We start from the raw sequence: 14,257 nt of genomic DNA, 5'->3' as shown, positions 1-14,257 counted from the left end.
TCATCGTAGGCAGCCGCCTGGGGGCTGTAAAGCAACCCACGGAGAGCCCTTGCCTTGACGCGAGCCGGCACGGCATAGGCATCCCCGCGCATGATTGACTACGACCCGCATCGCTGGTGGACGTACTTCCATTACCTCCGGGGCTCGATGATCAAGGAGATCGTCTACCGGGTGATGGCCTGTGTGCTGTGGTCCGTGGGGGTGACGGCCGTCCATCTCCATGTTCGCCCCATGGACATCCCGGCCACGGTGCACACGCTGGCGGGCATCTCGTTGAGCCTCCTGCTCGTCTTCCGCACCAACTCCTCCTACGACCGCTTCTGGGAGGGGAGGAAGCTGTGGGGCGGCATCGTCAACGAGACGCGCAACCTGGCGCGCGCCGCCAGCGTCTTCCTGCGCGAGGATGCGGCCCTCTACGGCGCGCTGGTGCGCTGGACCACGGCCTTCCCGTACGCGTCCGCCGCGGCGCTCCGGGGGAGCCCGGTCGATCTGGGGCCCCGGGCGGCCGAGCTGCCGCCCGAGCAGGTGGCGAGGGTGCGCGACGCCCAGCACGTGCCGCTCGCCGTGGCGCGGCGGATGAGCGAGGTGCTCGACGAGGGCCGGCGCCGCGGCCACTACGCCGAATACGTCCAGTTGCAGCTCGACCAGAACGTCCAGCTCCTCATCGACTACCTGGGTGGCTGTGAGCGCATCCACAAGACGCCCATGCCCTTCGCGTACATGCTGCACTTGCGCCGGGCGCTCGTCCTGTACTGCTTCTCGCTGCCCCTGGCCCTGGTGGACGCGTTCGGGTGGGCCACGGTGCCGGCCACGTTCGTCGTCGCCTACCTCTTCTTCGGCATCGAGGAGATCGGCGTGGAGATCGAGGATCCCTTCGGCAACGACGACAACGATCTGCCCCTCGAGCGCATCTGCGACACCATCCAGAAGAACCTGACGGCGCTGCTGCCCGCCGAAGGGGACGCGCCCCAGGTCAGTCCCACCCCCTGAGGGCCACGCTCGCGCGCCGCCACAGCAGATCCACCCGCTGGCGGTGCAGGGTGGCGAGCACCCGGCCACCCACGATGACGAGCCCCGTGAACGTCATCACCCCGAAGCCGACGCGGTGATCCCTCAGCCCGGCGTGCACGAGCGTGGCCGCCACGTCGAGCGTGAGGAACAGCGTGCCCAGCGCCAGATAGGCGCGGATGCGCAGGGCCATGCCCACCATCACTCCCAGCAGACACACCGCGCCGAAGAGGACGGCGTACGTGCCGTCCTCGGCGAGCCCGAGCCGCAGCGTCAGCTTCGCCGCCGCGGGCACGTACAACAGCAGGCCGCCCACCACGCGCACGGCGTTCCTCGCCGCCTGGGGGAGGCTGCTCGTGAAGAGCTGCCCCAGCATCAACAGCAGCAGGCCGAGCGGCGCCAGGTAGACCTCGACGCCCTCCAGGTCCATGGAGAGCGCGGCCACGAGCAGCGCCGCGTTGCAGGCGGCCGCCGCGAGCGAGCCGAACAGCCGGCTGCGCTCCACCGCGCCCAGCGCCGCGTACAGGAGGCTCGAGCCGCCCGCGAGCAGCGCCGCCTCGCCGGTGGCCTCGCTCGGAAGCACCAGGGCCATGCCCAGGGGCAGCAGCGCCGCGAACCGGCGCGTCGCCAGCGCCACCGGGGGAATGCCCGCCCGCCGCGCCAGCACCGTTACCCCCACCAGCACGAAGCCGAGCACCAGGGCGAAGAGCGCATCGTGCTCGGGGCGTAGATCCCGCGCGTACAAGAGCCGCACGAGCGCGTACACCCCCACCGCCGCCACCTGCACGAAGTACACGTGCCGGCCCGTCCGCTCGCGCCAGGCGCAGTGCAGCGCCACCGCCACCGCGAGCCCAAGGGCGCCCAACGCCAGCGGCAGGGCGCTCTCGTCCGGAGGACTTCCCTGGGCCGCCATCAGTGCGAGCAGGGCTCCGGTCAGCACCAGCCACGCATCCCGGCCCCAGGCGAGTCCCCCGGTGAGATCCTCCCGGGTGGCGCGCAGCCAGCGGCCCGCGGTGTGCGCGAGCGCCGCGACCCCCGCCACGCCGAGCGTGAGCGCGGGGCCGTGCAGGGAGAGGAGGTCCGTGTACTCGTCGCGGCTGCCGAGCCCGGCGACGAACGCCACGAGCGCCACCGAGAGTCCCGTCACCGCCGCGAGGCCCGCGCTCATCGTGCCCCACGCCGCGCCCAGTCCGGCCAGGGCGCCCTTCCACTGCGCCGCGCCGAGGAACAGCGTGGTGGCGAGCAGCGCCAGGGTCACGGGCAGGGCCACGCTCTGGCTCCAGGCCGCGTCCCAGCTCCGCATGACGGCCTCGACGAGCACCCAGGGCATGGCCACCTCCGGCTTCGGACTTCCTCCGGTGGCCAGGGCGTACAGCAGCGCGTGGACCCCGTAGAACAGCGCCCCGAGCTGGGCCTGGACCCGGGACCGTTCCGGGTCGTGCTTCCTCCACCGGGCCACGTGGGGGCTCAGGAACACCGCCAGGAGCCCCACGAGCGCGAGCACCGGCCCCGGCCAGACGGAGAACCGGGGCTCGCGGTGTGCCAGGGCATGGACGAGCAACAGCAGCGCCCCTCCGCACACCAGACGCCCCAGGGCCCGCGCCCGGCTCGCGCTCAGCAGCAGCAGTCCGGCCCCGAGCGTGAGCACGGCCGCCTCCAGCCCGGGTTGGAGGAACGCCGCCAGGAAGACGAGCTCCGCGGCGAATCTCGCCCACCACTGGAAGAGGTTCGCGACATGGGGAAGGAAGCGGTGCCGGGCCTCCACGCGGGTGAGCACCTGGCCCACGCCAGCGTAGACGAACCCCGCCGCGGCGATGCCCCCGAAGGCGCGGTACCACACCGAGGCGAGGGTTTCCCCGGACTTCAGCCACGCCCCACGAGCGAGCCACGACAGGCCCTGGGTGAGTTCCAAGGTGTCGGCGCGAATCCACCGGCCTCCCGGTGGATCCATCGCCACGAGCGCATGTCCCAGGGGCGTGCCCTGCACGGCCCACAGCGCGGCGCCCGGCAGACCCAGCAGCAGGGCCGCCTTCACGAGCGGCCGCGACTCGAAGGCCGTGGCGAGCAGCAGGGCCAGGAGCGCGGCCCCCAGGGGGAACAGGGGCGGCACCACCGTCAGCGCGCGGGACAGGACGGGCCCGCCCACGAGGAAGGGATCCCCCGCGAGCAGCACCGCCAGCACGGCCACTCCCGCGAAGGGGACGTACTGGTACAGGGGGCCGTGGCGCTCGTTCTCCAGGAGGAGTCCCAGGGCTGGGCCGAAGCGCCGCGTGGCGAGCGCCAGCAACCAGAGCCCCCCACCGATGCACGTCAGCCGCAGGGCGACCACGTCGGGAGGCAGCGGGCGCCCCAGGCGGTTGAGCACCGCGGTGAGCGCGATGAAGAGGCCCACGGCGGCGAGCGTTCCCACCGAGCCGCGCAGGCGCCACGTGACGAAGCCTCGCGACAGGAAGGCCAGCGCCGCGCCCGCCACGAGCAGCGCGCCCGCGAGCACGACGTGGGGGCGGCCCTGCTCGGTGGGAAACACCATCCACGTCGCGAGCAACAGCAGGGAGAACACGCTCCCCACGAGGGCCGCGGAGGCGAAGCCATCGGTGTACAGCGCCCGGCCGGATTCGGGGAAGGGCAGCCGGGGCCATCCAATCAACCGCCGGCCCTTGGGGCGCGGCTCCTGGGAGCTGGCCTCCCCGTGGCGCAGGGTCGCGATGATGGAGAATCCCAGCGCCACTCCCGCGAAATGCAGGGCGCGGACGTCGAGGAGCAACCCCACCGGGACGAAGCGGACGAGGGGCAACCAGAGCGCGGTGGCGAGCGCCCAGGCCGCCAGGGTGCTGACGATCCGGCTGCGATCCCGTCTCGCCCGCAGCAGCAGGAGCCCCGAGAGGAAGAGGGCCGGAGCCGCTCCCAGGACAACCTCCTGGAGGGCGTCCAGCGTGATGGGCGCGTGCGGCAGGAGCTTCTCCGCGTCCACATCGAGCAACAGCGTGGAGCACAGGGCCCCCAGCGCGGCCACCGCGAGCGAGAGGTCATCCAGGGGCAGGAACTCATCCGTCTTGCCCGCGCGACGCAGCCACGCGTCCTGGAGCAGACCGGCTCCGGCGTAGAGCGCCGCCATCACGCCGAGCAGTCCCAGGGCCGGAGCGGGGCCAGGCACCCCGAGCATGTCGACGAGCGCCAATCCACTCACGAGCGCCCCGAGTCCTCCCAGGTAGTGCAGGCCCCTCCAGCGATAACCTCCCGTGAGGTGCGCGGAGAGAGTCACCAGCGCGCCCGCTACGAGGGAGGGCCTCGGATCGTCCGAGCCCTCGCCCAGGACATCGAACGAGGTCAGGGCCAGCGAGGCCACCGAGAGCGCCACGCTCCAACCCAGAAAGCGCAGGCGGGCCGGTTCAATCACGCGCGCCACGGGCAGCAGTCCCGCGCCTACGACCGCGAGTCCCACCATCCACGCGCGGGGCTCTTCGGGGGTGCCCAAGCGCGCCAGCAGGACACTGGCCAGCGCCAGGGACAACACCCCGGGATGCGCGAGCGCGGGGCGCCGGGGCTCGAGGACGAAGAAGGCCAGCGCCGCCACCAGGGGGGTGAGGGCCGAGGCGAGATCCACGTCGGGTGCCGCTCCGGGCGACAGGCCGAGGGCCACGGAGGCACTGGCGAGCGCTCCGCAGGCCACCACCGCGTGCCCGATTGTCTCCACCACGGGGGCCGCCCGCGGATGGGTCTCGTGCGCGAGCGGCTGGGCCGATACGCCCGCGACCACCGCGGCGAGCACCATGCCCCAGAGTGTCATGCCACTCAGGAGCGGATTGCCCGGGGAGAGGGCGGCGAAGCCCTCCGGCGCGCTCGCCACCGTGAAGAGCGCCAGGGCGGCGGCACCGTAGAGGCCGGTGGAGAGGACCGCCAGCGAGGCCCGGCTCGCGGCTTCCTTCCGGACGCGCCACGCCGAGGCCGCCAGCGCCGCCACGCCCACGAAGGCGCAGAGGGTACGGGCCTCGGGGGCCTCGTCCAACGCCATCAACGGCAGTCCGGCCAGGAGCGAGGGAATCAGCGCCCCCCCGAGCGACACTGGGGACGCTCCGTACAACAGCCGCGCCGTGGGCCGCAGGGTGACGAGGCCCAGCCCGGTGAGTCCGGCGGCCACGGCGCCTCCCAGCAGGGACTCCAGCGCAACGAGGGAGGACAGCGCGACGTAGACGACCGGCAGCAGCGCGATGCCGATGCTCGCGAGCACCCGTCCCACCGAGGCCGAGCGCCGGGAGAGGAACACGCCGAGCCCGATGAAGGCCGCGTGGTAGGCGAAGAGGGCGCCCGTCACGAGCAGTTGCCGGGGCACGCCCCCGAGTGCCCGCCACGCCTCGCGCACGCCCATCAGCGAGCCGCCGAGCACCAGCACCGCGCCGAGGAACCACCAGACATACTCGTGCAGCCTGGGCGCGGTGTCGCTCGTGTCCGCCGTGTCGCCATCGAGCGCGGCCATCGCCTCCAGGCCGCCCAGCGCGCCCGCGTCCACGCGGTGGAAGAGCGCCTGCCCCGAGTCCGAGGCGAGATCCAAACCGTCCTCCTCACCGGGGGGACGGCGCTCGCGCCGGAGCGCCTGTTGCCGGGCCTCGCGCTCCTCGCGGGCCCTGTCCTCCAGCGACTGGAAGAACGATCGGCCCCAGGTGGGGCGCCAGTCCTCGAGCGCCGCGAGCTTGTCGGCGAGCGCGTCGGCCTTCTGCTCCAGCGTCAGTGGCTCCTCGAGCAGGGGGGCCGCGACGCTCATGGCGGTTGCGCCCACCAGCGCATCGGAGAGCCGGGTCGCGGTGGGCTCGTCGAGCAGCCGCGTGGCGCGCAGAGCGGAGATCTTCCGCTGGAGCCGCTCCTGGACGAGCGACTCCAAGCTGTCCGAGGTGAGGGGTTGGAGCGGGGCGCCACACACCGGACAGGTGGACTCGGGCGCCTCGAGGCGGGGTTCGGCGCAGGTCAGACAGAGCATGGGCACGGACAACACTAGACGGTTTACCCTCCGGCCCGAAAGCGGGGGGCGCCTCACGCGCTCGTGCCGCCCCGTTGCCGGGCTTCCTCGGCCCACCGGCTCTCGAGCTCGCCCCAATCCACGACGGCCCCCAGCCGCGTGAGCACCGCGTACAAGCCGAAGCGCAGGCGGAACAGGAACAGGAAGCGGCCGGGGAGCGAGAGCTTCGCGAGGAACCGCTTGTCCCGGAGCAGTTGTTGGGCTTCCAAACTCGGCCCCGGGTGCATGGCGTGGGCGCTGCGCTCGAGCAGTGGCGCGAAGAAGCCGCGCAGCAACGTGCGCAGCATCACTTGCCCCTCCGCGTCCCTGGGGGGTCTGGCGCCGAGCGCCTCCAGGGCCTCGCTCATTCCCGGTGACTCGTCGGCGCGCACGGCCTCGAGGAGCGCCGAGAAGGCGAGCACCGTCGCGGGATCGAAGCGGCGGACGCAGCCGAAGTCATAGACGACGACACGGCCATCCTCGCGGAAGGCGTAGTTGCCCGGGTGCGGATCTCCGTGGAAGAGGCCGTGCCGGTAGAGCATCCCGACATAGAAGGAGAACAGCGCGACGCCCATCCGGTCCCGGATCGCCTGGGACGGATTCGCCTCGAGGAACACATCGAGGGAGCGCCCGGGCGTCCAGCGGGTGGTGAGCACGGTGGGGGCGCACCAGTCGGGCTCGACAGCGGGGATCAGAATCGTCTCGTCGTCCGCCAGCAGCCGCGCGAAGGTGGCCTGCCGCTCGCGCTCCAGGGAGAAGTCACACTCCTCGAGCATCACGGTGCGGGCCTCCTCGATGAAGCCGCGCACGGACGCGGCGGCCCCGGGGACGAGCAGGCTCGCGAACGTGGAGCCGGCGCCCGCGGTCCGGAAGTCACTGCGGAACGCCTCGTCGATGCCGGGGTGCCGCACCTTCACCGCGACCTCGGTGCCCTCGGGAAGACGCGCCCGGTGCACCTGCCCGATGCTCGCGACGGAGATGGGCTGGCGCTCGAGCCCCGCGAGCAACAGATCCGCGCGCGCCCCCAGGGCCGTGCGCAGCTCCGCCTCCACCTGGGGAAACGGGCTGGCGGGGGAGGCCGTCTGCAAGACGGAGAGCAGTCCGCGAAGCTCCTCCGGGAGCGTCGGATCAATGTAGCCGAGGATCTGACCCGCTTTCATCGCGAGGCCCTTCAGCTCACCGAGCCGCGACACGAGCTGGGAGACGGCGAGCGCATCCGCCGCCGCGAGCCCCTCGCCCTTGCCGCGCAGCCGCCCGCCGAGCGCCGAGAACGCCAGCCCCGCGGCCCCGCGTCCCGTCTTCCACAACCGCTCGGCACCAGAGCGGGTCAGGCTCCGCTCCGTTCCGAGCAGCCGTTCCCGAAGCGACTTCGCCTGATCATCCTCTTTCACTTCCAGCCTCCGTTCACACCATATCCCTGGGGCGCTCGTGCACGGCCACGGGGTTGTTCCTGGTGAACAGGGAGACGTTATAGAAGCCCGCCATGGACAAGAACCTGATGGCGGACCTGCGGGGGTTGGAGGCGTTGTTGGAGCGGGCGAGGACAGAGGCGTCCTCCTTCCTGAACCGGCTCGACGAGCTGCCTCCCGCGGTGAAGGCCACGCCTCGGGAAGCGCTGTCCCTGCCCGAGCAGGGGCTGGGCGCGGAGCCGTCCCTGCGGCTCTTCATGGACCGATATGGGCAGGAACTCGGAGGGAGCGCGGGGCCCCGCTATTTTGGTTTCGTCCAGGGCGGGACCACCCCCGCGGCGCTGGCGGGGGATTGGATGGTGAGCGCGCTCGATCTCAACTCCTCTCATCCGGGAAGCTCCGCCGCGCCCCAGGTGGAACAGGAGACGCTCCACATGTTGCGCCAGCTCCTGGCCCTGCCCGAGACCTTCTCCGGCGGCTTCGTGTCGGGGGCGACCATGTCGAACTTCGTGGGCCTGGCTTGCGCGCGGCAATGGGTGGCCCGTCAGCTCGACGTGGACGTGGCCGAGCAGGGACTCTACGCGCTGGGGCCCATTCCCACCCTGAGCGCCACGCCTCATTCCAGCACCCTCAAGGCACTGTCCATGCTCGGCATGGGACGCGGCTCCCTGGTCCGGGTGCGCGCCCAGCCGGGGCGGGAGGCCATGGAGGTCGAGGCGCTCCGTGCCCAGCTCGACGCCCTGGGCGGCAAGCCATGCATCGTCGTGGCCAGCGCCGGAACGGTGAACACCGGGGATTACGATGACCTGGAGGCGCTTGGCCGGCTCAAGGAGCGCTACCCGTTCTGGTTGCATGTCGATGGCGCCTTCGGAGGCCTCGTGGCGTGCTCGCCCGAGCTCGCCCATCTGACGCGTGGCCTGGAGCTGGCGGACTCGGTGACGGTGGACGCGCACAAGTGGTTGAACGTCCCGTATGACTCCGCCTTGCAGTTCACCCGCCACCCGGAGCTGCTGCTGGAGATCTTCCGCAACAACGCGCCCTACCTCGATGTGCGGCAGGGGCCTGCCCCGTTCGCGGATCAGGGGCCGGAGAACTCGCGCCGCTTCCGGGCGTTGCCCGCGTGGATGACCCTGATGGCTTATGGCCGCTCGGGGTATCGGGACATCATCGAGCGCGACTGCCGGCTCGCGCGCATGTTGGGCGAGCGCATCGAGGGCTCCACCGCTTTCAAGCTGCTGGCCCCCGTGCGGCTGAACATCGTCTGCTTCACCCTGCGCCAGGAGGGGAGTGCCACCCAGGAAGACATCCGGGCCTTCCTGGATCGGCTCCGCGATGATGGGCGGGTCTTCCTCTCGCCGACCGTCCTGAACGGGGTGCCGGGGATGCGTGCCGCCCTCTCCAACTGGAGGACCACGGAGCGGGACATCGAGACCGCCTGGTCCGCCCTGCTGGAGATGGCCTCCCAGGGCTGTCCGGCGCCCGCCCGCTGACCTGGGGCGACTTGTCCCGTGCGGGGCAGATGCACCTACACGGCAAGCGATGCCGGGGGGCGGACGGGGTTCTGTCCGCGTGCCAGCCCCTATAGTGGCGGCTCTTCTGCTTGGGAGCCGTCATGCGCCGCCGTACCTTCCTCGCCGCTCTTCCCGTGGGTCTCTCGGCCGTCGCCCAGGCGACGTCGGAGCAGCCCAGGCCCACGCCGCCCACCGCGCCCATTCGCACCACCGATGACGCTCCCGCGCCGGCTCCCTCCCGGGCCGACGCCGGAGCCGTGAACCCGAACCTGAAGCGGCCCGATGTGCGCTCTGGGGATCGCATCGCCGGGGCGAGCTACGCCAGCCGCTCAGCGGCCTGGGGCATGAATGGCGCGGCCGCCACGGCGCATCCCCTGGCCACCCTGGCCGCGCTCGACATCCTGCGCGCGGGGGGCTCGGCGGTGGACGCGGCCATCGCCGCCAACGCGGTGCTGGGCTTCGTGGAGCCGGTGAGCTGCGGAATCGGCGGGGACTGCTTCGCCATGCTGTGGGATCCCAAGGCGCGCAAGGTGGTGGGACTGAATGGCTCGGGCCGCTCGCCCCGGGGCCTGTCCCTGGAGGAGGTGCGCCGGCGCGCGGTGAAGGGGTACGTGCCCCGCGTGGGCATGACGTCGGTCAGCGTGCCCGGCGCGGTGGATGCCTGGTGGTCCCTGCACCAGCGCTATGGCCGACTGAAGTGGGCGGAGTTGTTCCAGCCGGCCATCGCCCACGCGCAGGCGGGAGTCCCCCAGGTCCAGACGATTGGCTACTACCTCGGCCGCAACCTCGCGCGCTTCCTGAAGCCGGACTCGGGAGTGGAGGAGACGGCCAACGCCGAGCGCGTCTACGGCCCGGGCGCCGCGGCGGCCGAGGGGGACGTCTGGCGCAACCCGGATCTGGCGCGCACCTACCAGCTCATCGCGCGGGGCGGGCGGGACGCCTTCTACGCGGGTCCGATCGCGCAGGCCATCGAGCGCTACTTCCGCCGCATCGGCGGTTGGATGACGCGCGCGGACCTGTCCGCCCACCACTCGGAGTGGACCGAGCCGCTGTCCACCGACTATCGCGGCGTGGACGTCTATGGGCTGGCACCCAACAGCCAGGGGCTGAGCACCCTGCAGATGCTCGGCATCCTGCGCCACTTCGATCTGCGTGGCATGGGCTTCCAGAGCGCTCAATCCATCCACCATCAGGTGGAGGCCAAGCGGCTGGCGTTCGAGGACCGGGCCCGCTACTTCGCCGATCCCACCTTCTTCCGCGCGCCGCTGGAGCAGCTCAACAGCCCCGCCTACGCGGCCGAGCGCGCGAAGCTCATCCGCGCCGATCGGTTGCTGGAGCGCGTGATGCCGATGGACGCGCCGAGCCGGGGCGACACCACCTATCTGTGCACCTCGGACAAGAACGGGATGATGGTGTCGCTCATCCAGTCCAACTTCCGGGGCATGGGCTCGGGCCTGGTGTCGGACGGAACGGGCGCGGGCCATCCCACACTGGGCTTCATGTTCCAGGACCGGGGCGAGCTGTTCTCGCTGACCGACGGGCACCCCAACCTGTATGCGCCCGGCAAGCGGCCCTTCCAGACGATCATCCCGGGCTTCGCGGTGCGCGGGGGCGAGCCGTGGCTGGCGTTCGGCGTCATGGGGGGAGACATGCAGCCCCAGGGACAGGCGCAGATCATCATCAACATGGTGGACTACGGGTTGGACTTGCAGGCGGCCGGGGACAGTCCCCGCTGGCACCACGAGGGCTCGTCCGAGCCCACGGGCGAGGCACAACAGACGCCGGGCCTGCTGCGTCTGGAAACGGGCGTGCCCGAGGCGACGAAGAAGGCGCTGGTAGCGCTCGGGTGGAAGCTGGGTGAGCCGGATGGGGGTTTTGGCGGCTACCAGTGCATCGAGCGCCGGCCGGGCCGTTACGGCGCGGCCACGGAGATGCGCAAGGATGGCGTGGCCCTGGCCTACTGAGCCAGGTTTGGGGGGCACGAAGAACAGATCACCGAGGTACTCATGCGGATCGCTGTCTCGGGCACTCATTTCGCGGGTAAGTCGACGCTTGTCGAGGAGTTGTCCGTCGCTCTTCCGGAGTACACCGCCGTCGAGGAGCCCTACTACCTTCTAGAGGAAGAAGGGTACGAGTTCGCCGATCCGCCCTCGCTGGAGGACTTCGAGGAGCAGCTTGAACGATCCCTCACGAGCCTGGCGTCAACCGGGTCGAACGTGATCTTCGACCGGTGCCCAGCAGACTTCCTGGGTTACCTGCTCACGCATCGTGATGCCGATGCGTTCGAACTCGAGGCGTGGCTGCCACGTGTGCGATCCGTGATCAAGACACTGGATCTCATCGTCTTCGTGCCTGTCGAAGGTCGGGATCGGATGGCGCTTCCTCGAGCGCAGGATGCCCGCTTCAGGCTTCAAGTGGACGAGAGGCTCAGCGAAATCATCCTGGAGAATTCGCTCGACTTCGACGTTGAGGTGCTCCCGGTGGAGGGCGCTCCTCACCAGCGCTTGCGGCAGGTGCTGAACCATCTCCGCGGCGGTCGGAGCGACTGACCCCAGCGGCTGTTCTGGGGCATCAGGCGCGCCGACTGGTGGCACGGCTGTTGGACCAGGCCCGCGAGGAGACGGCCGCGGAGTGCTTCGCGGACACCGGGCCGCCGTCTATCCTCCGCGGCATGTCGAACTCCTCGCAGGTCCGTGTCGCCGTCGTCCAGGCCGCTCCCGTGCTCTTCAATCTCGAGGGAACGCTCGAGCGCGTCGCCTCGTGGACCGCCCGCGCCGCCCACACCGGCGCGCGCCTCGTGCTCTTCCCGGAAGCGTTCATCCCGGCCTATCCCCGCGGACTCGGCTTCGGCTTCGTCGTGGGCAGCCGGAGCGATGCCGGCCGACGGCTCTGGCAGCTCTACAACGAGCAGTCCATGGAGATCCCCGGCCCGGCCATCGAGCGCCTCGGAGGCATCGCCCGCGCGCACGGCGTCTTCCTTTCCATCGGCGTCATCGAGAGGGATCGCCTCACGCGCGGAACGCTCTACTGCACGCAGCTCTACTTCGGGCCCGATGGAGCGCTGCTCGCCAAACACCGCAAGCTCAAGCCCACCGGCTCCGAGCGTCTCATCTGGGGTGAGGGCGATGGCAGCACGCTGTCGACGGTGGACACGCCCTTCGGCCGCATCGGCGGGCTCATCTGCTGGGAGAACTACATGCCGCTCGCTCGGGCGGCCATGTACGCCAAGGGCGTCGACATCTACCTCGCCCCGACCGCCGACAGCCGCGACACGTGGCAGGCCACCATGCGCCACATCGGCAACGAGGGCCGGTGCTTCGTGCTCGGGTGCAACCAGTTCGTCACCCGCGACATGTACCCGCCCGAGGTGCTCCGCGAAGAGGCCCTCCCCGCCGAGACCCCGCACATCATGTCCCGGGGCGGCAGCGTCATCATCTCCCCGTTCGGCGAGGTGCTCGCGGGCCCGCTCTGGGGCGAGGAGGGCGTGCTGACGGCCGACCTGGACCTCGGGATGCTGACGCGGGCGCGGCTCGACTTCGACCCCTGCGGCCACTACAGCCGACCCGACATCTTCCGCCTGGAGGTGGACGAGCGCGAGCGGCCCGGTGCGACGTTCCTCCGTCAGGAGTCTCCGTCGCCGGGGGACAGCTCGGGATCCTGACAGGGAAAGCGGGGCAGCAGCAGCCGGAAGGTACTGCCCTGGCCGAGGGTACTGCTCACCTCGATGCGTCCCCCCATGGCCTGGATGATGGACTGGGAGATGTTGAGTCCCAGTCCCGTGCCCTCGCCCGCGGGCTTGGTGGTGAAGAAGGGGGTGAAGAGGCGCGCGAGCACCTCGGGCGCCATGCCCCGCCCATTGTCTTCCACCTCCACCACCACCAGGCCCTTGTTGCTCACCCGCGACGCGATGCGGATCCGGTTGTGCCGGGGCGCGCTCTGGACGAAGGCCTGGAGCGCGTTGACCAGCAGGTTCACCAGCACCTGGCCCAGGCGGGCCGGATTGCCCAGCACCTGTGGCACCGGCTCCAGCTCGAGCTCCCAGTGCGTGTGCCCCTCCAACTGGTGGCGCACCATGCGCAGCGCGCTGCCGATGACCTGATGGATGTCCATGGGCTCGACGCGCTCGTCATCCGCGCGCGCGAAGGTCCTCAGGTCCTGCACGATGGTGCGCACGCGCCCCGTGCCCTCGAGCGCATCGGCCACCGCCTCGCGCAGCTCGTCCAGCGACAGCCGCGAGGCGTCCTCCTGGGCGAGCTGCTCGCGCAGGAAGCAGAGGCTCGCGTTGACATAGGACAGCGGGTTGTTGATTTCGTGCGCGACGCTCGCGGCCAGGGTGCCCACCGTCACCATCCGGTCCGCCATCCGCAGATGGGCCTCCATGCGCTTGTGCTCGCTCACGTCGCGGATGACGCCGACGAGGAAGGGTTGGCCCTTGGCGCTGGTGAAGCTCGCCTTCAGGGTGACGAGGGTGCGGGTGCCCCGCGCGCCGTCCGTGTGGGTCTCCTCGTTCTCGTTGGCCTGGCCGGTGGTGAAGACCTGTTCATCCTGTTGCCAGAAGACGTCCGCCTCGTGGGGGGGCACGAAGTCATGGTCGGACCTGCCGAGCAGGCTCTCCGGGGAGGCGCCCATGAAGCGGCAGAACGCCTCGTTGGTGAGGACGAACCGGTGCTGCCGGTCCTTCACGAAGACAGGCTTCTGGATGGCGTTGAGTGTCTTGTGCAGGAAGTCACGTGCCTCGTCCAGCTCGGCCCGTGTCTGGAGATACTCCAGGGACGTGCTCGCCAGCAGGGTGAAGGCCCTCAGCCAGGCGAGGTCCGTGGAGGCCACCTTCAAGGGCGCGTCATGCATCAGCACCAGGGCCCCGAGCACTTCCTCCCGTGAATTCCTCACACTCATGCCCAGCACGCCCTGGGGGCCCAGGCGCCGCAGCCATCCATCCTCGGGAAACCGCGCGTGCGCGTCCTCGGGGCAATGAAAGACGTCCTGGCGCAAGATCTCGTCCAGCACGCTGCCCCGGGGCATGACGGCGGGCTCCTCGTGGGACTGGCCCCGGCTCCAGAGCGCGAGCGGGTGGAGCAGCTCCTCGCCGGGGCTGCGCCGCACGAGCACGGCACTGGTGACGCCGAAGATGTCGGCGACATGCCGGACGAGCCCGTGCAGGAGCGTGGGGTCCGTGCCCGATCGGCGCCTGGACAGCAGCACCTGGAGCGCTGCTTCCGAGGAGACCCTCCGGACGGCCCCCTCTGGATTCTCGGACCCAGCGCCTCCGGACGCCGTCGTATCCATCAATCCTCTCCTTTGATTCTCAATCGATACGGTGCCCCGGGCCGGGTGCTCAC

At 70.9% G+C, this 14,257-nt stretch carries 8 protein-coding genes; 5 read left to right on the top strand and 3 right to left on the bottom strand.

The features are described from left to right. Positions 1 to 90: 90 nt before the first annotated feature. Entirely contained in the window at positions 91 to 990 is a 900-nt protein-coding gene (locus tag F0U63_RS28100) for a bestrophin family protein (RefSeq protein ID WP_395834277.1), read from the top strand. Here the strand turns inward: F0U63_RS28100 and F0U63_RS28095 are convergent. Continuing rightward, on the bottom strand, positions 974 to 5,980 hold the full coding sequence (locus tag F0U63_RS28095; RefSeq protein ID WP_395848435.1) for a hypothetical protein: 5,007 nt from the start codon (positions 5,978 to 5,980) through the stop codon (positions 974 to 976). The genes F0U63_RS28100 and F0U63_RS28095 overlap by 17 nt on opposite strands. A gap of 53 nt (positions 5,981 to 6,033) precedes the next feature. Further along, complete coding sequence (locus tag F0U63_RS28090; protein WP_395834275.1) at positions 6,034 to 7,389, bottom strand: ABC1 kinase family protein; 1,356 nt, start codon at positions 7,387 to 7,389, stop codon at positions 6,034 to 6,036. Between the two features lie 92 nt (positions 7,390 to 7,481). On the opposite strand from F0U63_RS28090, the gene F0U63_RS28085 reads away from it, so the two are divergent. From F0U63_RS28085 to F0U63_RS28070, 4 genes are all read left to right on the top strand, one after another. Further along, positions 7,482 to 8,897 (top strand): pyridoxal phosphate-dependent decarboxylase family protein, encoded by a 1,416-nt coding sequence (locus tag F0U63_RS28085; protein WP_395834273.1) that lies wholly within the window; start codon positions 7,482 to 7,484, stop codon positions 8,895 to 8,897. A 122-nt stretch (positions 8,898 to 9,019) separates the two neighbouring features. Further along, positions 9,020 to 10,882 carry a gamma-glutamyltransferase family protein gene (locus F0U63_RS28080; protein ID WP_395834271.1) on the top strand — a complete coding sequence of 621 codons (1,863 nt, stop codon included), beginning with the start codon at positions 9,020 to 9,022 and terminating at the stop codon, positions 10,880 to 10,882. A 42-nt stretch (positions 10,883 to 10,924) separates the two neighbouring features. Beyond that, positions 10,925 to 11,467 (top strand): AAA family ATPase, encoded by a 543-nt coding sequence (locus F0U63_RS28075; RefSeq protein WP_395834269.1) that lies wholly within the window; start codon positions 10,925 to 10,927, stop codon positions 11,465 to 11,467. Positions 11,468 to 11,505: 38 nt separating this feature from the next. Then, the gene (locus F0U63_RS28070) at positions 11,506 to 12,579 is read left to right on the top strand and encodes a carbon-nitrogen hydrolase family protein (protein WP_395834267.1); all 1,074 of its coding nucleotides are present in this window, start codon (positions 11,506 to 11,508) and stop codon (positions 12,577 to 12,579) included. On the opposite strand, the gene F0U63_RS28065 is transcribed toward F0U63_RS28070, so the two are convergent. After that, positions 12,540 to 14,204 (bottom strand): ATP-binding protein, encoded by a 1,665-nt coding sequence (locus F0U63_RS28065; protein WP_395834265.1) that lies wholly within the window; start codon positions 14,202 to 14,204, stop codon positions 12,540 to 12,542. The genes F0U63_RS28070 and F0U63_RS28065 overlap by 40 nt on opposite strands. Positions 14,205 to 14,257: the final 53 nt, after the last annotated feature.

The sequence above is a fragment of the Cystobacter fuscus genome, assembly GCF_044360685.1.
In the GTDB taxonomy this organism is placed as follows: Bacteria; Myxococcota; Myxococcia; order Myxococcales; family Myxococcaceae; genus Cystobacter; species Cystobacter fuscus_C.
This window is presented reverse-complemented; position numbering and strand designations above follow the sequence as displayed.